Genomic DNA, 18467 nt, shown 5'->3' with positions numbered 1-18467 from the left:
GCGTTTACACTTGGGTGTGATGACCCTCTCAAGGTAGCCTACCTTTTTACAGGATTTATGGCTGAGTCTGCACGCTCGTCCCTTTCTAAGTCAACAAAAATTGAACAATGTCAATCAATGTCTAGCTTTTAACGAGCGGTGATAATCTAAACAGCGAATCGCCTTTTCTGTGTTGGCAATACTAGGATGGAGGGTGCATTTTAAACGGTAATCATTGGTAAAAAACTTACAATGGGTGCAGGGAATTTGGTGCATGGTTCTTCCCCGTTTAACGGCGGAACGAACTCCATTAAACAGTCCCCACCCCAAGGAGAGGATAAACCCCCAAGCAACCACTAAGCAAATGGGGATCAGAAAGGGTTGAATGGTCTCAACAATGGGTTTAAGTACAGGAAACACGGTTAAACAGAATAGAGACACTTGACTCTATTATTTTACCGTATATGGCAGTCTGCAACAGGGCAAGACAATTGTTTCCCTTTCTCCCCAGTTGGGAGAGGGGGTGAGGGTGTACAATGCTATAATCTGGCATTATCTTCTTGTGAGAGAAGACCCTCGCAGGATGTGAGGGAGGATGTCAATAAAAGAGTTGAGGACTAGAGACAAAAGGAGTCTCTGTCTTCCTCTGAAGGACTAGCAACAATGCAGCAACTTTCCCATGATTCAGTATAAATCTATTCTGGACGAAACGTGGTATCAAAGACCCGCAAATACTCCCGAAAGTTATTCCGCAGGAGGGGTAATTTTTAGACCCGAAAATGAGCAAATTTTAGTCGCTTTAGTCCGCAATGATCAAAAACCGGAATATGTCCTCCCCAAAGGACATCTTGAAGGGGAAGAGACTCCAGAAGAAGCAGCGAGACGAGAAATAGAAGAAGAAGCAGGACTCACAGAATTAAATTTATTGGGAAAATTAGGCATTCGAGAACGGTTAAATTATTCTCGAACCTATTGGAAAATTACTCATTATTTTCTCTATTCAACCCAACAAAAATACGGAACTCCGACAGAATCAAAATTCACGTTACATTGGCATTCTGTGGAGGAGTTACCGGAATTTTTTTGGCGAGAACAACGGGAGTTAGTGCAATTCGCGTATTATAACTGGGGTAAGTATTCAGGTTAACTGGATGATCCCCCCTAACCCCTTTTGAAAAGGGGGGAAAAGCGTGAAAGTTCCCCTTATTAAGGGAGATTGAGGGAGATCACTGACTGGGTATAGTCGGGTTGAGTAATAGTCTAAACTAAGTTGTCTGTGAGTAAGTCTTCTTGGAAAACGAAATTGGGTTTCTGTTTGTGAAAATATATTAAGACTGTGTAAAGAAATCTAGGGTCTCACCGTACAATCACCAATTACCTGTTACCCATTACCTAGTACCCGTTAATATGACCACAACCTATTCCCCCGAACAAGTGCAGACCTTGTTTAATCGGATTGCCCCCGTGTATGATGAATTGAACCATCGTCTGAGTTGGGGACTGCATCAGGTTTGGAAACAAATGACCGTTAAATGGGCCTCTCCTCAACCCGGAGAGACTGCGTTGGATGTTTGCTGTGGGAGTGGGGATATTGCTTTATTATTGGCCAAAGCAGTGGGACAACGGGGACGAGTGGTGGGGGTGGACTTTGCGAGGGAACAGCTTGCGATCGCGCAAAAAAGAGCCAGCCAATTCCCCATGATAAACTGTACTTGGGTCGAGGGAAATGCCCTAGAATTACCCTGCGAGGACAATTACTTCAACTGTGCCACAATGGGATATGGCCTCCGCAACGTCACCGACATCCCCCGCAGTCTGCAAGAATTACACCGAGTCCTGAAACCCCACGCAAAAGCAGCTATTCTCGACTTTCACCACCCCACTAACTCCCTCATGCAGCAATTCCAACGGTGGTATCTCGACACCATCGTTGTCCCCACCGCAACGGAATTTAACCTGAAAGCAGACTACGCTTATATTAGTCCCAGTTTAGACCGTTTCCCCACCGGCCAAGAACAGGTTAAACTCGGATATCAGGCCAAGTTTCAACACGCAACCCATTATTCCCTTGCAGGGGGGATGATGGGTGTTTTACTCTTAACTAAGTAGCTATTCGGGTTCACGATTAGTGATTCATGGTTGGTGATTCAGAAGTGATTCAAAACTCACTGATCACCCAGCTATTCTTTATTATTGCATTACGGGGATACGTTAGGACGGGACAATCATCAGCAAACCTCACGACTAAAAGATTACTGTACTGTTTACTGATTACTGTTTACTGCTATACGCATGGATGTATCACAACTTTGGGTATATATTGTCCCCCCCGTTGCAGGGGGGATTATTGGCTATTTCACCAACGACTTAGCCATCAAAATGTTATTTCGGCCTTATAAACCGATTTATATTGGTAAAAAACGACTCCCCTTCACCCCCGGACTCATTCCCCGTAACCAAGAACGGTTAGCCAAACGGGTTTCTGATACCATTATGGGGTCACTCTTAACCCCAGGAGAGTTACAAAATTTAGCCAGACGACTGTTACAACGGGAACGGGTACAAAGTGCCTTATTATGGTTGTTACAACTGGCATTAAAGCAAATTCAGGAAGATCGAGAACAAAAAACTGCGAAAATTTTAGGAGAAATTTTACGAGACTTATTTAGTGGGTCTTTACCTCGTTTACTGAAAGCATTAGCAAGACGGGAAAATTTCCTCGAAGACCAAATTAATCATATTTTTGACCAAGTTATTTTAGAGTTTCGTCTCACGGATGTTCAGGCCAAGAAATTGGCGGATTGGTTATTACAAGTTGTTTTACCTCCTGACTTATTAAGACAAGCTTTAGTTGATTTTCTCACCGATCGAAATATTCAGATTATTGATGAAGGATTTCGGGAGAAAACCAGTGGTACTACTTGGGTGGTGGCTAATTTATTTGGTCTCAAGAATTCCTTGGTTCGCTTGCGGACATTCTGTTTAGACGAAAAAGAAATTGCCAATGCTCGTTTAAAGGAATTAATCTTGTCTCTGGAAGTGCGCGATCGCATCCGTATCTGGTTACAAAGTTTTTCCCTACAAAACCTCCCCCTCTCCACCGTCCGACAACTCCGCAAAACCACCAGAGACACCGTACGTCAGTACGTTCAAGAAAAAGGAGGAAATTTAATTCAAGGATTAGGAACATCAGTAGATTGGGATAAACTCGCCGCTATTCTAATTAAAAATTTACGCAATTCTGAAGTAGTCAACACCTCCTTACAAACCATTAGTTGGGAACTCGCTTTAATTTTAGAACGCTATTTAGAAGAAGACCTAGAACGCTTAGTGAGTCAAATTATCCCCATTTTAGCTATTGATCAAGTCATTGTAGATCGCGTCAATGCCACCGACGCAGAACAACTCGAAAACACCGTCCAAGGAATCGTCAAAAACGAACTCCAGGCCATTGTTAATTTAGGAGGAATTTTAGGCTTTGGGATCGGAGTCTTACAAAGTATATTTTTCCTATTAAGAAGTTAAAATACTCTAATTATCCATTATGGATTCGCTTGGGATTATTTTCCTAGCCAATACAAGCAAACTGAAAGTCAGTAGGATAAAATATAATGATTGCTTATTGATTGTTAACTGTTAATTGTTGAACTCAAAGTGAAAATGTCCCGAAGCAAAGCACTACAATATTACATCCTCACCCGTATCTTACTCGCTCCCCTCATGCTGTGGACCATTGTCACCATCGTCTTTCTCCTGCTGCGAGCAACCCCAGGAGACCCCGCAGACGCGATTTTAGGCAACCGGGCCCCCGAAGCAGCAAAAGAAGCATTACGGGAGCGTCTCGGCCTCTCAGACCCCCTCTGGTTACAATATCTCAACTATCTCGGTCAAATTATACGCTTTGATTTAGGAAGCTCCCTCAGTAGTCAGGGGTTATCCGTCTGGGAAGTAATTGTGCAGCATTTTCCCGCAACAGTGGAATTGACCTTTTATGGGATGGGAGTGGCCGTCTTACTGGGGGTGGGAGTAGGAATGTTTGCGGCCTCCCATCCGGGGACTATTTTTGATGCAGGGGGACGGTTATTTGGCATTATTACCTATTCACTCCCCTTATTTTGGATGGGAATGGTCTTTCAACTGATCTTTTCCGTGCAGTTGGGGTGGTTTCCCTTGGGGACGCGGTTTCCTGTGGGTGCAGAGTCTCCCACAACCCTGACGGGACTTTATACCCTCGATAGTTTGCTAACGGGGAATTTAGGACAGTTTTTGACTGCACTCCATTACCTCGCATTACCTTGTTTATCTTTGGGGTTGTTATTGAGTGGGATTTTTGAACGAATGGTGCGGGTGAATTTAAAACAAACCCTGCGATCGGATTATGTAGAAGCAGCAAGAGCAAGGGGGATTCCCGAAAGACGGATTTTATTTGCTCATGGACTGAAAAATGCCTTAATTCCTGTGATTACAGTGCTAGGATTGACCATTGCTACCTTACTGGGGGGTGCGGTATTAACCGAGGTGACATTCTCTTGGCCGGGGTTAGGAAATCGTCTCTATGAGGCCATTACACTGCGGGATTATCCCACTGTACAGGGGATTATGGTGTTTTTTGGGGTGATTGTGGTATTTGCCAGTATTGTTATTGATTTGATCAATGCCTACATTGATCCTCGTATTCGTTATTAGGGATACGGTCTGTTAATTTTTCTGTCAGATTGTCTCGTTTTTGTGTAATTTATGTCACCCTAAAATTAAATCGTTTTTAACAAAATTCCCGATCTTTTCTAACTCTGAAATTGGTGGGAAACCCCTGCTAATGACCAGAGTTAGCGGAGACGATAGGGGAGGAGATAGATTATGGCAGTCAAAGAAACTTTACAAAGTTCTGTTAATTCGCCTGTAGTCAAGCATTCTTTTAAGAAGGTTTTAGTGGCTTTAGATCGACGAGCGACCAGTGTTGAAGTCATGGAGAAAGCCTTAACCTTAGCGGAAACCTTGGGGAGTCAGTTAATGATTTTCCATTGTTTGAGCGAACCGTTACCGAGTACCTCGAACGTTTTGGCCGCAGGGAGTATCGGGATTTATGGGGGGAGTTATTCCCCAGAAGGGTTTCAACAGTCTCAGAAACTGATACAGGAGGAGCGCGATCGCTTGTTAGCATGGTTAAATAGCCAGCATCAAAAAGCCTTAGAACGGGGGATTATCGCAGAATTTGACTATAAGGAAGGAGAACCTGGGCCCCAAATTTGTAAATTTGCCGAAAATTGGGATGCTGATCTCGTGGTTATTGGCCGTCGAGGCCGCACAGGACTTTCTGAGATCTTAATGGGAAGTATTAGTAATTATGTCTTGCACCATGCCCCTTGTACCGTAATGGTGGTACAGTAAAGGCGAATTTCTCAAGAATTATTCTTGATCCTCAATGAGCAAATACTGGCATGAGCAAATACTGGCGAGAAATGCGAGCCGTCGCGCAACGGATTTTAACAGAATTGTTACACCGTCGCCGGAGTTTGATCTTTTGGCTCGTGTTTCCCGTGTCTGTTTTGTTGTTAAATGGGGTAATTGTCGCCGATCGCGCCATGTTACCCCTAGGGACGGCTTTGGAATTAGCTGCTCCTGCAACTTTAGTCGGTGCTGCTTTTTTCTTTAGTTGTGTTGGGGGGACAGTTGCTATAATCGTCTCAGAACGGGAGCAGCAGACCTTAAAACGGTTGTTTTTGTCCCCTTTGAGTGGGATTGGGTATTTTTTGGGGATTTGTGTTGCTCAAGGTGCGATCGCGCTTTTACAAACCCTCGTCATCTCCCTCTTGGCCATCCTCCTCGGTGCAAAATTCGACGGCTCAATCTTACTCGGTTTTAGCTTAATCCTCCTCAGTATTATCAGTTATGTAGGAGTCGGCTTTATTTTAGGAACCTTATTAGCACAAAGAGCCGAAGATGTCAATAGTTTAGTTGCTGCATTTGGCGTTCCCTTATTAATTTTAGGGGGAGCATTCATTCCCACCATTGTTTTCCCCGAAACTCTCTTAAAAATTGCTCAATTTAACCCTATTTATCACATGAACGAATCCTTCGTAAAAGTGTGGGCTAACGGAGAAACTTTAATCGAAATCCGCCAACATTTCTTCATTTTACTCGGCTTTACCCTAGCCATGATCACCGGAGGCTGGTTCTTTTATCAAAGAATGTTAAAAATTGAAAGACAGTTATAGTTGATGGTTGATAGTTGATAGTTCTCCCCCATCCTCCCCATCTCCCATTACCCATTACCCATCATTGCAAATACCACGCCGTTAAAGCTAACGCCAAAGCATCTGCCGCATCATCGGGTTTTGGGATAGTCTGCAAACTTAACTCCCACGCAATCGCCTCTTGAACCTCCAACTTATCCGCCTTCCCATACCCCGTAATTGCTTGTTTCACCTGCGGGGGGGTAAACTCCACATAGGGTAACTTCACTTGGGCCAACACCAACAAAATGACCCCCCTTGCCTGGGCCACCAAAATAGTATTACTCATCCGGTAAAAAAATAACTTCTCAATCGCAACCCGATCCGGTTTAATCTCGTCAATGAGCGTATGGAGATCATCATACAGGGTACACAAGCGATCGCCAATGGGACATTTCGCCGGAGTCCGAATAACCCCAAACTCCCGAACCGTCAACCTTTGGGACTCCTGAACCGTAATTGCCCCAAAGCCCAGTGTCGCTAAACCCGGATCGATCCCTAAAATACAAGTATCTTGTGGCAACGTTATCCTCTAGTTACAGTGAAACTCGTCATTATAAACGGGTTTTCATAAAAAACTCCCATTTCGGGACAAAGGCAACTAAAATCAAAGTGCCACATCTTGCACACACACCACTCACAGACAAACCATTCATCAAGGGGGTCTAGCCAGTCCTAAACATGGATTTTTATAACATTACTCCAGAATCAAATAGGGTACGCTAGAACACTTGAGATATTCCTCACACTCAGTTAAATGCCCCTAAAGTTTAGAATCGGTCATTATTATGTCCATTGGTTTATTTGAACAAGCGTTACGGACGCTGAAAGTGGAAAAGAGGAGTTGGACGGCAGTTCGTCAATACACCCCCCCTAGAGTTAATCGTTGGTTTAAGTGGTTGGCCCCCGGCCTTCTCATTAAACGGTGGTTACTCATTAGCATGACGGGAATATTATTAACAGTTCTCGGTATTGCCATTTGGGTCGGCTTAACCCCCGTTTACCGGTTAATGGGATTAATTTCTACCATCCTAGAAACCATCGCCGATACCGTCCCAAGTTATATTTCCGGGCCAGCAGCAGTCGCATTCGGAGTTTTTCTGGTGTTGTGGGGACAAACCCGCAGTTTTGGTTCAATTAGCAAAGTTTTAAAACCAGACAATGATGAGGAATTGATTGATGTTTTAATGGCCCATCGTCGTCTCAACCGCGGCCCCAAAATCGTGGCCATTGGGGGAGGAACAGGACTTTCTACCCTCTTACGGGGGTTAAAGACCTACAGTGCCAATATTACCGCCATCGTCACCGTTGCCGATGATGGCGGGTCGTCGGGTCGTCTCCGTCGGGAAATTGGCGTATTACCCCCCGGAGACATCCGCAACTGCGTGTCCGCTTTGGCCGCAGAGGAGAAATTATTAACCGAGTTATTTCAATATCGTTTTAATGCAGGAGATGGCTTATCCGGCCATAGTTTTGGGAACTTGTTTCTCACCGCCATGAGTGAAATTACCGGAGACTTAGAACAAGCCATTGCGGCGAGTTCTAAAGTTTTGGCGGTTCAAGGCCGCGTCTTACCTGCTACCCTCTCGGACGTGAAACTGTGGGCGAGAATGGACGATGGCCGCCGCGTTGAAGGAGAATCGAATATCCCAGAAGCGGGGGGGAAAATTGTTGAAGTAGGTTGTATTCCTGAACATCCTCCCGCCTTACCTGCGGCCCTTCGGGCCATTGAAGAAGCGGATTTTATTGTGATGGGCCCGGGGAGTCTTTATACCAGTGTGATTCCTAATTTACTGGTCCCGGAAATCCGGGCTGCGATCGCGCGAACCAAAGTCCCCCGCATCTACGTCTGTAACATCATGACCCAACCCGGCGAAACCGACGGTTACAGCGTCTCCGACCATATCCGCGCCATCGACAACGCCTGTGGTGAACGGCTTTTTGATGCAGTCATCGTTCATCGTCGGTCTCCCTCAGCCCAAGCCTTAATCCGCTATGCTCAAGAAAACTCCCATCCCGTCTTTTTAGACCGGGAAGACGTAGCCAAATTAGGGCGTAGAGTCGTCTTAGCCAACGTCATGGACGAAGACCGAGACACCGGATATGTCCGCCACAACCATCACCGACTAGCCAAAATTATTCTACGGTGGTACGGCAGAACCCACGGCTTTAAATTCCAAGAAGAATTGGCCCAAACCGCATAGCAATGAACCAAGAAACCCTGATTTTAGCTGATACAGAAGCAACCCTCGCCTTGGGTCGTCAATTGGGTCAAAAACTGCTCCCCAATACGGTTTTATTATTAGACGGGGATTTAGGGGCCGGAAAAACCACCCTGATCAAAGGACTGGGAGAAGGGTTAGGCATTCTTGACCCCATTCTCAGTCCCACCTTTACCCTAATTAACGAGTATTCCCAAGGCCGTTTACCCCTTTATCATTTTGATTTATACCGTCTCAGTCCCGCAGAAGTGGCAGAATTAACCCCCGAACTCTACTGGGAAGGGGTAGAAGTCCCCCCCGGAATTACCGCCATTGAATGGTCAGAACGTCTCCCCTATCATCCCCCCCACTATTGGCAAATTTCCCTCAAGTTAACCCCAGATGAGGGACGAGAAGCGGTTATTGTCTCCCCTTTGTTGTGATGGGGAGTTGATAGTTGATAGTTGATAGTTGACGGTTGAACCACAAAGACACAAAGGGGAGATGGGGGAGATGGGGGAGAACAAACAACCAACAAAATTGTAACGTTTTGCAAAGGTGAGGGGGAATGTTAAGATACACAGGCTAGTGAACGTCCACTCAACCCCCAACTACGCTGCATGACTTTACCAAACTTCTTTATTGTGGGTGCGCCTCGCTGTGGTACAACCGCCTTGAGTTCTTATATTGCTGAACATCCCAATATTTGTTTATCTCGACCCAAAGAACCCCATTATCTCCTACAACCGCCCAAAGATATCTCCTTTGAGGAGTATGTCAGCCAATATATTGAGCAGTTTTTTGGTCACTGTAACCCCCAACGTCATTCGGCCATTGGAGAAGCATCGGTAACGTATTTATATGATGATGAAGTCCTAAAACGGGTGTTACAAGTGAATCCAGAAGGGAAATTGATTGCTATGGTGCGGAATCCCCTCGACCTGCTGCGGTCTTATCACTTCTGGATGTTGTATATTATGGACGAGGACGTTACAGACTTTCAAGAAGCCTGGCAACTGCAAGAACGGCGGTTACAGGGGGACTATTTGCCGGAATTATGCCGCGATCGCCGTTTATTACAATATCGCTATGTTGCCCAATTAGGGACACGGATTCAACGGTTATTTGAACTAGCAGGGCGCGATCGCTGCCTCGTCCTCGTCTTTGACGATTTTATCGCCAATCCCCCAGAAATGTACCAAAAAATTTGCCACTTCCTCGGAGTCTCCGACGACGGACGCACCTACTTTCCCCAACGTCAACACAGTCGCACCTATCGCTCCTCCACCATCCAACGTCTCCTCTTACATCCCCCCGACTCCCTCTTAAAGAAAGTGTCCAAACCCCCCGGTAAAGATAAACTCTCCCAGTGGAAACGACTGGCCATCCTGAAACTACACCGGGCCCTACTCTTTCTCAACCGTCGCACCCAAAGCGCACCTCCCCTCAGCCCAGAAATGAAACTGCTGTTACAAGACACCTACACCGACGACGTAAAACTCCTCTCAGAGTTACTAGGACGCGATTTAACCTACTGGTTGAAAACCTAACTAGATCTCATCGGGACGTTCCATGAAACGTCCCAACAGCCCATTGAGAGCGAACAGAGGAACTGTTTCCTACTTACAAATCCAATAAGATACTTGAGACTCCCCCGCATTTAATTCGGGGGAAAATCCATGCCATATCCTAGCCGAAAAAATCCCGATAAAATAAAGTCTAAATTGCAGTCCACCCCCTCCAGTCTAGACGATGAGTGCAAAACGTTTGCCAGAAACCACCGCCCATGTCCGCATCACCGGACAATCTTGGCAACAGGGAAAAATCGAAGGAGAAGTCAAAGCGGCCTCTTACGAATGGCAATTCCAGTGGCGGTTTCGTCAAGGAAACTTAAAAATTCAACCCTCTTTAGGACGTGCCTTAATTGTAGAACCCCTAAGTCGTTTTCTCGAACGCTCCGATTATCAACTTGAACCAGGGGGAGACTATGAGTTTACGGTGAGAGCAGAATTTTAATTGTTATTTGTTGCTTGTTGTTTATTCTCCCCCATCTCCCCTTTGTGTCCTTTGTGTCTTTGTGGTTGAACCGTCAACTCTCAACTCTCAACTCTCAACTCTCAACTCTCCTCATTGCGGACTTGAGCCGCTAACTCTAGCACCTCCGTCCAGCGTTTTTGTAGCTTTTTCGCCGTTAACCCCACCTCATTCATAATGTCACGATCGCTCAATTTTTCTTGTTTCAGTTCTAGAATTTGCAATTGTTCATCCGTGAGTTGAGCAAGAAACGTCTCCCACTGAATTTCCGTGAGTCCTAAACGTTGCTCTAAACCGGCCTCTAACCACTGGTGGACAATTTCCCAATGGGTCGTGCGGGCAAACTTCTCCACATGGTATTTAAACCGTTGTTGGAGATAGTCCCGTTGACGAGAAGTGAGACCCAAAATTTCGTCAATTTCCGAGGCCGGGAGGTCTTGCAGTTTTAAAGCCAGATAATTGGCACAGTCCTCATGGCCTTGGGCCCGGAGATATTCAAACAGAGAGGCCGTCACGCGATCGCGCTTTGCCGTTTCCCAAGGATCAGGCACATCCGCCACCATTTGGGCCCGGACCTGTTGCACCGCAGGAGAGCGTTTTTGCGCTTCCCCCTCCTCTCCCTTGGGAAATTCGATAGCCTGTTCAATATCCACCGACGTTTCCTTGGGTTGACGACGGGAAAACGTCTGGGCCCGCAAGATAATTAACTGTTGAGAATAGCCATTCGGTAAATTAATGCGACGTTTCGCATATTGTTCCGTAAACGCCATATATTCAGCCAACTCCAGATGAGTACGCGGTTGATAGTCCTCAGAAACCTCCGTTTCCCGTCGAAAGGCTTTCAGAGACTCCACATAGAAATCTTGGAGAAAATCCTCAATCAGATTATAGCGACCCGAAAAACCTAATCTGGCCTTACTCGGTGCAATGTGACGATAGACCATCACACTGAGGTTACTATGTAACTCAACGCGGCCTTGTTGAGACCCCAACTTATGATAAGCCAGACATTTATTGAGACGGTGATGGGCCAGATAGAGTTGGTGGGCCCGAATTTCACCAGAATTTTGAATACGTGCGCTTTTATTACAGACGCGACGGACTTCTGTGGCAATGCGGTTGGCCACTGCATGAGCAGAGCGAGAAATCTTACCTAAGTGCGATTTTAATTCATCCAGTAGTACATCTTCTAACGGAGGATGTTGCTGGGATTGTTCCGGATGCTGGTTATTAGGATCAGTAGATTGATCTACAAATTTACAAGTGTTAACGTTCATTTGGTAAAGCCCCTTTGCAAAAAAAATGACGGTAGAAGTGCGGATTAAGTTGCCCTTAATTCCCTGTCTTCTACTATGACTGTAGGGGGTTTCACTAAGAGATCAGGGGAGGTTTGTGTCACAACTTCAACCTCACGGTATCTGGTCTTTTTTCCTCTCTCGTCAAAAAAAACAACAAAATCCTCCCAAACACCCACAAGAAGCCTGTCTGAGGTGGGTGTCTTGTTCGATTAATACAACTTCGATTCTAGGGAGGGGTGTGGACAGTCCAAAAAAGCGGATTATCCTGTCCGAAATCACCATAAGACATGGTGTGGCAAGGAATTTCAGTCATCAGAGATCCCCCGCACCAACAGAGAAACCGGGTTTCTCGACACCATGAAGGGAGAACAAAGAACAATTGAGATAAGAAACCCGGTTTCTAAACCCCCGAAACCCCCGCACCAACAGAGAAACGACGCTTTTCGACCTCCTATTCCTCCACCACTAACCACTCCTGCAAAGCATCCCAACCCAAACCCCGACGTACCACCGAAGGCTTATTAGTCGTAAAATCAAGGATCGTGGACACCTCCACCCCACATTCCTCACCCCCATCAATAATCACATCCACAAACGAATCCAACGCATCAAACAAGCGAAACCGTTCCATCTCCATCGAAGGAAAATCCCCCAACGTATCCGGTAACATCGCAGACGTTGAAATAATGGGATGATCCACCATCGCCAAAATCGCCTGACAAATGGCATGATCTGGGACTCGTATCCCCGTCGTTTTCCGTTTCGGGTTCATCACCACACGGGGGACTAACTTCGTGGCCGGAAGCAAAAAAGTATAAGGCCCCGGAATCAAGCGTTTCATCGTGCGATAGGCCAGATCAGTCACCATCGCATAATGAGAAATATGAGACAGAGAAGAACATAAAAACGTTAAAGGTTTATCATTAGACATCTGTTTGAGTTGTCGAACTCGTTTCACTGCTGCTTGGGAGTTGAGGTCACACCCGATCGCATATACAGTATCCGTAGGATAGAGCATCACTGCACCATCCCGTAATCTTGTGACTATTTCTTGTATTCGGTCAGCTTGGGGGGTTTCCCAATGAATTTCATAGAGTGTTGCCATAATCAAATTTTCAATGGAGTTCTCACAGAGATGACACAATAATTGTCTATGCTTGATGCTGATTTGCCACAATCTCGATTAGTCGTTCACAGAATAATCCAGCATGACGAAAATAGTTTATCTTGATTGTCCCACAGGGATTGCAGGAGATATGTGTTTGGGAGCATTGGTTGATGTGGGGGTCCCCCTCGACTATCTCCGTCAACACCTTGACCCCTTGGGACTCGCTCACGAATATACCTTAGAGGCCGAACCAGTCAAACGGGGAGGACAGTTAGCCACCAAAGTTCATGTCCACTTAGCAGAAGCGTCCCATACCCATCGTCATCTCCCGGATATTCAAAACATTATCAAAAATGCTCAACTCCCCCCCAGAGTCACCACTTGGAGTTTACAGATTTTTGAAAGGTTAGCCATTGCCGAGAGTGCGGTTCACGGACTGTCTCCGGAAACTGTCCATTTTCATGAAGTGGGGGCGATTGATGCCATTGTGGATATTGTGGGGACTTGTTTGGGACTAGACTGGTTAGAAATAGACGAACTCTATTGTTCGGCATTACCCAAGGGAGGGGGGACTGTAAAATCCGCCCACGGGGTTTTATCTGTGCCTGTTCCCGCCGTGTTAAAGTTATGGGAACAGCGACAAGTGCCTGTCTATAGTAATGGCATTGAGAAAGAACTGGTCACTCCTACTGGGGCCGCCATTACGACGACGCTTGTTAAACAGTTTGGTCCCATGCCCGATTTACAGGTGCAGAAAATTGGGTTAGGGGCAGGGACAAAAGAGTTATCCCTTCCCAATGCGTTACGGTTATGGGTAGGGGAAACGACGGTATCTTCTCGGCAAACGGAGATGATCACTGTCTTGGAAACGCAAATTGATGATATGAGTCCCCAAGGGATCGCTTATACTTGCGAGCAGTTGTTAGAAGCGGGAGCATTGGACGTTTTTACCCAACCTGTGACCATGAAAAAATCCCGCACAGGGTTGTTATTAACGGTTATCTGTTTTCCGGAGTTGGCCTCGACTTGTGAGAGTCTGTTATTTCGAGAAACCACGACTCTCGGTATTCGCTTTCGCACCCAACCCCGTCACTTGTTACACCGAGAACTGCATACGGTGATGACTCCTTACGGACAGGTGCGGGTGAAAATTGCCCGTCAGGGGGATAATATTATGAATGTACATCCTGAATACGAGGATTGCGCTAAATTGGCACAGGAATCCGGTCAACCGTGGCAAATGATTCATCAATTGGCTCTTGAGGCCGCAGGGAGTATTTGAGCGCAAGCAACGTTTGTAGGTGTGTTCAGTATTGTAACAAAATCGTTTCGCGCAGTCCCCATCTAAAATCTTCGATTTAGATGGGGTGAGCGAATGGGACTATAGTCCTAGGTTAAATGGGACTTGCGCCTCACGTCATCTCCTTGAGACTCTGCCTATGATTGAGATAACAAACGAACACAGTTTACGGAGTTCTGACCATGAAACTTAGAGTATTACCTGTTCTCGCTGGTGCTGTTGCGCTTACGCTCACCGCTACGGCCATTTCTGCCAATGCTCAACTCAATAATAATCCCCAATGGGAAAATAAACGACAAGAACTTATTACTGAGTTGGACTTAACGCAGGAGCAACAAGACGAAATGACCGCAATTCGAGAAAGCACCCGATCGCAATTAGAAAGTCTCCTCACTGAAGAACAACAAGACACCCTGCGGACTGCGTTTGAAGAGGGCCCAGGGGGTCGTCAAGCTATGCGATCGCTCGATTTAAGCCCAGATCAACGGGATCAAGTGCGCTCTATTATGCGTGCATCCCGTGATCAGATGCGGGAAGTCCTCACCGAAGAACAACAAGAGCAAATGCGCGAACTGATGCAGTCTCGTCGCGGCCCAGGCCGGGGTCCGGGCCGTGGACAAGGGCCTCGTAATTTTAACTAAATCAAACGCTGGTCTTTCAACACTGCACCCACCAAAAGGGAGTTGTCCTTGACATCCTCCCTTTTTTCTATTCTTTGGCTCACTCGCTTCGGTCCTCTCGCAGACAGTTTCCCTGTTCATATTCTTGAATTACCCCATCAGCCAAAAAGCCACTACGGAACTCTAACAGCGAGCAAGTGGAGTTTTCGGGGATATAGGCCCGAATTAAAACCCCTTGGGTGACAAAGGAATAGTCCTTCCCATTTAACCCGTTGGCGGTGCTGACGGGATGCACTCCTGTGATCCCCACACATCCTTCCTGCTGAGAGAGGGGAACGAGACTCATAAACAGGCGATCGCGCCCTCTCCCAACCTGAAACTCCGATAATGATTCAGACTGGTAATCCCGTCGAAAAATATCCACTCGCTGACAGTCTGTATTAAAAGTTGCGATTGGTGTAATCTCTCCCGATGTGGGGTTAAACTGCGGATTAAACTGGGGTTGGTTTAACGAGGGGGTATCTAAGTTCATTTCCGTATCATCGAGATCAGGAAACAGGAACTCATCAAAACTCTCGACTTCTAAAGCGGGATTATCTTGTGCTTGGACAGCGAGAGGAATTAATACGCTAGTGATGGGGAATAAGAGAGATAGTAAAAGATTGAGCTTCATAACAGTAATCAGTAATCAGTAACTATTACCAGTAATCAGTAATCAGTGTGTTGGTCAACGGTGATTGGTTTATAGTTGATTGTAGATTGTCAATGATTGATTATTGATGCCTATTCCTCTCCCCAACTTAGACGATCGCACTTATGCCGATTTAGTCGAGGATGCGATCGCGCAAATCCCCATTGAAGCCCCAGAATGGACAGACCACAACCCGTCAGATACAGGAATCATCCTCATCGAACTGCTGGCCTGGCTCACAGAAATGGTGCTATATCGCGTCAATCAAATCCCCGAACTCAACCAAGCCCAATTTTTGAGCTTACTCAAAGGTCAACCTTGGGTATGGCCGACCGATATACCAACTGCTGCCCAGGCCGCCCTCGTCCAAAGAGAAATTCAAAAAACCCTAGCGGAATTGCGGCGGCCCTACCGTGCCGTCACTAACCCAGATTTTGCTCAATTGATCCTCACCGATTGGGGGCAAACTCGCTATGCTCAACGGGAATTTGGCGAGGCCGGCGCGATCGCGCGGGTCAACTGTTTACCCAAACGAGACCTAGAAAATGCCGATATTCACCAACCCGTCGAAGCCCATCTTAGCTTAGTCATTCTGCCTCGCTATCCCCAAAGCGATGCCTCAGAGAAACAGCGTTTGCACCACGACCTCAAACGTTTCCTCGACCAACGTCGCTTAATTACCACCCGCCTTCATGTCATCGAACCTGAGTTTGTCGATGTCACCCTCTCGGCGGTACTTTACCTCCAAGACAGTGCCAACCCCCCAGCAGTCCAAGCCCAAGCCGAACGACAAATTACAGCCTTCTTTGCCCCTCTCAATTCCCAAGAATTTTGGCAAGGCCAGGGCTATCCCTTTGGGGCAGATATCTACCTGTCCGAACTGTACCAACTCCTCGACGACCTCCCCGGAGTCGATCACGTCGAAGACCTACAACTCAGTGGCTTTGACCCATCTCGTCAACACTTTAACGCCCAAAATCAACTCATCGGTGTAGCGATTCAAGACCACGAACTCGTCAACATCCAGATTGCTTCCCTATCAACCCTGCAACGCTTCGGAGACCAATGGCAAACCAACCCCTAAGCAGTTATCTCGACTACCTCCCCGCTTACCTCCAAACCGATCCCGTTTTGGGGCAATTTCTCTTAGCCTTTGAACGGGTACTGAGTGGCCTTCCCGACCAAGAACCCCCCTTTCACCCCCAAATTATCAGTAACGAGTCCGGCTCAGAATACGGATTAGAAACGATTATCTCCCAAATTCACACCTACCTCGACCCCCAGCAAACCCCCGCAGAATTTTTGCCTTGGCTGGCGGGTTGGGTGGCCCTCAGCTTGGGAGAAGACTGGGACGAGGCAGTAAAACGGCAGTTTATCAGCCAAATCGTCCCCCTGTACCGCATTCGGGGGACATTGCGGGGCCTGAAAAAAATGCTCTCCATTTATCTAGAGCATTCCGGTTTGAGTTATCCCGATCGCAAAATAGCTATTTTTGAGTTTGATGACCGTCCCCATTATTTTCAGGTGCAGCTTGTCCTGCCCAGTAATCAAGTCTTACAGCCCGATCGCTATTGGCGCGAATGCCGAGCCGCCCAAGGCATTATTAACCAAGAAAAACCTGCCCATACCTTTTATGCCCTGCGGATTTTAAGCCTCACCATGCACCTGACCCAAGGGTGGGGATGTTGTTATCCCTTTACCTTGTTTGACCAACCACCACAACAAGCTGTACAAATCGAAGCCACCGTTACCCTCTCAGAAGACTTTGAACCGCAACAGGCCGAGCAAATTTTAATCCGCATTCAAGGTAAAACCCAACCCCTCGAACCCAACGGCAGCCAGATGGGGCCAGTGGTTCGACAGACGGTGTTTTATGACCAACTGATGGGCAATCCCGACGGGTTTTTTATGGCACTAGCCAATTTGGGCGATCGCACCGTAACGGGTATGCTTACCGTCAAGCTGCACTTTAACCTCAATCAACAACACTTCTCTCACTCCATTGTTGAATCCTCCTTTGATCTAAAACCCAACCTCCGCATTTACAAACCCCTCAATCAACTCGAACAAATGCCTGGTAATACCCGTTTAGGGGCTTCAGTCCAGGACACCCTACGAGTGCAATCTGAGCCACCCCTGACGATTTATAAGGCTCAAATTCAGCCCAGTGACGGCAATACCCGCCTCGGCTCCGAAAAAGGCCAAACCATGCGCCTCGTCCATGATGCCCGTTTGCGCGTCTATCTCCCCCGCTTACTGTGGGAGCAAATGCCTGGTAACACCCGCTTGGGGTCAAGCCTTGACAATACCCTCCGCTTACCCCGCAATTCCCAAGCGCAACCCTTGCAAATTTACACCCCTAAAGTCGAATACAAAATCGGCAACACCTACTTACCTAGGGTCGAGGAGCGGGTCTCCCCTCCGTCTTCCAATTCCCAATGGCTCGAAAGGCTGTATCGCTTCCGGTTGTTTGGCCCTCCCGACCCAAGAACCATGGAAATTGAAGTAAACGTTGAACCCCAAGTCAGCGATCCGGTTGAGCGAGGCCAGATTAATCATTTGTTAGTGGTGCGAATGCAGTCTCAGACCTCATCTTTTCGACCTTTTACCCCAGAATTAGAATTTTTGCCTTGGGGCCTTCGGGCGACTCATTCTTTGGCCTATCAACGCTTTTTAGCCAACCCTCGCGGGTTTTTTGTAGTGTTAAAAAATATTAGCGATCGCGCCGTAATGGGTAAAGTTACCATTAAACTCAACTTTAAGCTCAATCAAAAACCGATTTCTCTCGAAATTTTAGCCGAGGATTTTCACCTAGATGCCCGTAGTCATGCCCTCGAAATTTGCCAAACCCAAGCCAACGGCAACATCACGGGCAATACGGTAATTGGTCGCTTAACCCCGGCCATGTTAGAGGCCATGACCCCCACAGAAGAAGCCTGGATTGATTGACATACTCACCGTCCTAGAAGGACGGTGATTCTTCGGTCTTCACAGATTCCGAAA

At 46.9% G+C, this 18467-nt stretch carries 19 protein-coding genes; 14 read left to right on the top strand and 5 right to left on the bottom strand.

The features are described 5' to 3' along the window. Positions 1–114 precede the first annotated feature (114 nt). Entirely contained in the window at positions 115–399 is a 285-nt protein-coding gene (locus tag PN462_RS19555; protein ID WP_272130514.1) for a hypothetical protein, read from the bottom strand. A gap of 259 nt (positions 400–658) precedes the next feature. On the opposite strand from PN462_RS19555, the gene PN462_RS19550 reads away from it, so the two are divergent. The 6 genes from PN462_RS19550 (at position 659) to PN462_RS19525 (ending at position 6194) form a co-directional block, all read left to right on the top strand. Then, positions 659–1126: an NUDIX domain-containing protein gene (locus PN462_RS19550; RefSeq protein WP_272130513.1), complete on the top strand. Its 468-nt coding sequence runs from the start codon at positions 659–661 to the stop codon at positions 1124–1126. A 260-nt stretch (positions 1127–1386) separates the two neighbouring features. After that, a complete protein-coding gene (ubiE, locus tag PN462_RS19545; protein WP_272130512.1) occupies positions 1387–2088 on the top strand; it encodes a bifunctional demethylmenaquinone methyltransferase/2-methoxy-6-polyprenyl-1,4-benzoquinol methylase UbiE in 702 nt (233 codons plus the stop codon). A 183-nt stretch (positions 2089–2271) separates the two neighbouring features. Further along, positions 2272–3504 carry a DUF445 domain-containing protein gene (locus PN462_RS19540; protein WP_272130511.1) on the top strand — a complete coding sequence of 411 codons (1233 nt, stop codon included), beginning with the start codon at positions 2272–2274 and terminating at the stop codon, positions 3502–3504. A 135-nt stretch (positions 3505–3639) separates the two neighbouring features. After that, a complete protein-coding gene (locus PN462_RS19535; protein WP_272130510.1) occupies positions 3640–4665 on the top strand; it encodes an ABC transporter permease in 1026 nt (341 codons plus the stop codon). 171 nt (positions 4666–4836) lie between these two features. Further along, the gene (locus PN462_RS19530; RefSeq protein WP_272130509.1) at positions 4837–5367 is read left to right on the top strand and encodes a universal stress protein; all 531 of its coding nucleotides are present in this window, start codon (positions 4837–4839) and stop codon (positions 5365–5367) included. Between the two features lie 50 nt (positions 5368–5417). After that, positions 5418–6194: an ABC transporter permease gene (locus tag PN462_RS19525; protein WP_272130508.1), complete on the top strand. Its 777-nt coding sequence runs from the start codon at positions 5418–5420 to the stop codon at positions 6192–6194. A gap of 61 nt (positions 6195–6255) precedes the next feature. Here PN462_RS19525 and ruvC read toward each other — a convergent pair whose 3' ends face one another. Then, positions 6256–6735, bottom strand: coding sequence for a crossover junction endodeoxyribonuclease RuvC (ruvC, locus tag PN462_RS19520; protein ID WP_272130507.1), 480 nt, complete (start codon positions 6733–6735; stop codon positions 6256–6258). 265 nt (positions 6736–7000) lie between these two features. Between ruvC and PN462_RS19515 the strand changes: the two genes are divergently transcribed. The 4 genes from PN462_RS19515 (at position 7001) to PN462_RS19500 (ending at position 10429) form a co-directional block, all read left to right on the top strand. Continuing rightward, positions 7001–8416: a gluconeogenesis factor YvcK family protein gene (locus tag PN462_RS19515; RefSeq protein ID WP_272130506.1), complete on the top strand. Its 1416-nt coding sequence runs from the start codon at positions 7001–7003 to the stop codon at positions 8414–8416. A 2-nt stretch (positions 8417–8418) separates the two neighbouring features. Next, on the top strand, positions 8419–8856 hold the full coding sequence (gene tsaE / locus PN462_RS19510; protein ID WP_272130505.1) for a tRNA (adenosine(37)-N6)-threonylcarbamoyltransferase complex ATPase subunit type 1 TsaE: 438 nt from the start codon (positions 8419–8421) through the stop codon (positions 8854–8856). Positions 8857–9033: 177 nt separating this feature from the next. Beyond that, complete coding sequence (locus tag PN462_RS19505) at positions 9034–9963, top strand: sulfotransferase family protein (RefSeq protein ID WP_272130504.1); 930 nt, start codon at positions 9034–9036, stop codon at positions 9961–9963. Positions 9964–10165: 202 nt separating this feature from the next. Beyond that, positions 10166–10429, top strand: a complete 264-nt coding sequence (locus PN462_RS19500) for a DUF3146 family protein (protein ID WP_272130503.1) — start codon at positions 10166–10168, stop codon at positions 10427–10429. A 101-nt stretch (positions 10430–10530) separates the two neighbouring features. On the opposite strand, the gene PN462_RS19495 is transcribed toward PN462_RS19500, so the two are convergent. Beyond that, positions 10531–11724 carry a HetZ-related protein gene (locus tag PN462_RS19495; RefSeq protein WP_272130502.1) on the bottom strand — a complete coding sequence of 398 codons (1194 nt, stop codon included), beginning with the start codon at positions 11722–11724 and terminating at the stop codon, positions 10531–10533. Between the two features lie 472 nt (positions 11725–12196). Continuing rightward, the gene (locus tag PN462_RS19490) at positions 12197–12850 is read right to left on the bottom strand and encodes an L-threonylcarbamoyladenylate synthase (RefSeq protein WP_272130501.1); all 654 of its coding nucleotides are present in this window, start codon (positions 12848–12850) and stop codon (positions 12197–12199) included. Positions 12851–12953: 103 nt separating this feature from the next. On the opposite strand from PN462_RS19490, the gene larC reads away from it, so the two are divergent. Both larC and PN462_RS19480 read left to right on the top strand, forming a co-directional pair. Then, positions 12954–14135: a nickel pincer cofactor biosynthesis protein LarC gene (gene larC / locus PN462_RS19485; RefSeq protein ID WP_272130500.1), complete on the top strand. Its 1182-nt coding sequence runs from the start codon at positions 12954–12956 to the stop codon at positions 14133–14135. 200 nt (positions 14136–14335) lie between these two features. Then, the gene (locus PN462_RS19480; RefSeq protein ID WP_272130499.1) at positions 14336–14794 is read left to right on the top strand and encodes a Spy/CpxP family protein refolding chaperone; all 459 of its coding nucleotides are present in this window, start codon (positions 14336–14338) and stop codon (positions 14792–14794) included. Positions 14795–14873: 79 nt separating this feature from the next. On the opposite strand, the gene PN462_RS19475 is transcribed toward PN462_RS19480, so the two are convergent. Continuing rightward, positions 14874–15446 (bottom strand): hypothetical protein, encoded by a 573-nt coding sequence (locus tag PN462_RS19475; RefSeq protein WP_272130498.1) that lies wholly within the window; start codon positions 15444–15446, stop codon positions 14874–14876. A gap of 106 nt (positions 15447–15552) precedes the next feature. On the opposite strand from PN462_RS19475, the gene PN462_RS19470 reads away from it, so the two are divergent. Both PN462_RS19470 and PN462_RS19465 read left to right on the top strand, forming a co-directional pair. After that, positions 15553–16548: a baseplate protein J gene (locus PN462_RS19470; RefSeq protein WP_272130497.1), complete on the top strand. Its 996-nt coding sequence runs from the start codon at positions 15553–15555 to the stop codon at positions 16546–16548. Continuing rightward, positions 16530–18413, top strand: coding sequence for a phage tail protein (locus PN462_RS19465; protein ID WP_272130496.1), 1884 nt, complete (start codon positions 16530–16532; stop codon positions 18411–18413). The genes PN462_RS19470 and PN462_RS19465 overlap by 19 nt, the downstream gene beginning before the upstream one ends. Positions 18414–18467 lie beyond the last annotated feature (54 nt).

It is taken from the genome of Spirulina sp. CS-785/01 (genome assembly GCF_028330525.1).
Classification (GTDB): domain Bacteria; phylum Cyanobacteriota; class Cyanobacteriia; order Cyanobacteriales; family Spirulinaceae; genus JAQMSD01.
The sequence above is the reverse complement of the archived record's forward strand: the minus strand, read 5'-3'. Positions and strand labels throughout refer to the sequence as shown.

Excerpts from the sequence above, each read along its gene's own strand:
- PN462_RS19550 (WP_272130513.1), top strand. The coding sequence starts at position 659 with ATGATTCAGTATAAATCTATTCTGGACGAAACGTGGTATCAAAGACCC.
- ubiE (WP_272130512.1), top strand. The coding sequence starts at position 1,387 with ATGACCACAACCTATTCCCCCGAACAAGTGCAGACCTTGTTTAATCGG.
- PN462_RS19540 (WP_272130511.1), top strand. The coding sequence starts at position 2,272 with ATGGATGTATCACAACTTTGGGTATATATTGTCCCCCCCGTTGCAGGG.
- PN462_RS19535 (WP_272130510.1), top strand. The coding sequence starts at position 3,640 with ATGTCCCGAAGCAAAGCACTACAATATTACATCCTCACCCGTATCTTA.
- PN462_RS19530 (WP_272130509.1), top strand. The coding sequence starts at position 4,837 with ATGGCAGTCAAAGAAACTTTACAAAGTTCTGTTAATTCGCCTGTAGTC.
- PN462_RS19525 (WP_272130508.1), top strand. The coding sequence starts at position 5,418 with ATGAGCAAATACTGGCGAGAAATGCGAGCCGTCGCGCAACGGATTTTA.
- PN462_RS19515 (WP_272130506.1), top strand. The coding sequence starts at position 7,001 with ATGTCCATTGGTTTATTTGAACAAGCGTTACGGACGCTGAAAGTGGAA.
- tsaE (WP_272130505.1), top strand. The coding sequence starts at position 8,419 with ATGAACCAAGAAACCCTGATTTTAGCTGATACAGAAGCAACCCTCGCC.
- PN462_RS19505 (WP_272130504.1), top strand. The coding sequence starts at position 9,034 with ATGACTTTACCAAACTTCTTTATTGTGGGTGCGCCTCGCTGTGGTACA.
- PN462_RS19500 (WP_272130503.1), top strand. The coding sequence starts at position 10,166 with ATGAGTGCAAAACGTTTGCCAGAAACCACCGCCCATGTCCGCATCACC.
- PN462_RS19495 (WP_272130502.1), bottom strand. The coding sequence starts at position 11,724 with ATGAACGTTAACACTTGTAAATTTGTAGATCAATCTACTGATCCTAAT.
- PN462_RS19490 (WP_272130501.1), bottom strand. The coding sequence starts at position 12,850 with ATGGCAACACTCTATGAAATTCATTGGGAAACCCCCCAAGCTGACCGA.
- larC (WP_272130500.1), top strand. The coding sequence starts at position 12,954 with ATGACGAAAATAGTTTATCTTGATTGTCCCACAGGGATTGCAGGAGAT.
- PN462_RS19480 (WP_272130499.1), top strand. The coding sequence starts at position 14,336 with ATGAAACTTAGAGTATTACCTGTTCTCGCTGGTGCTGTTGCGCTTACG.
- PN462_RS19475 (WP_272130498.1), bottom strand. The coding sequence starts at position 15,446 with ATGAAGCTCAATCTTTTACTATCTCTCTTATTCCCCATCACTAGCGTA.
- PN462_RS19470 (WP_272130497.1), top strand. The coding sequence starts at position 15,553 with ATGCCTATTCCTCTCCCCAACTTAGACGATCGCACTTATGCCGATTTA.
- PN462_RS19465 (WP_272130496.1), top strand. The coding sequence starts at position 16,530 with ATGGCAAACCAACCCCTAAGCAGTTATCTCGACTACCTCCCCGCTTAC.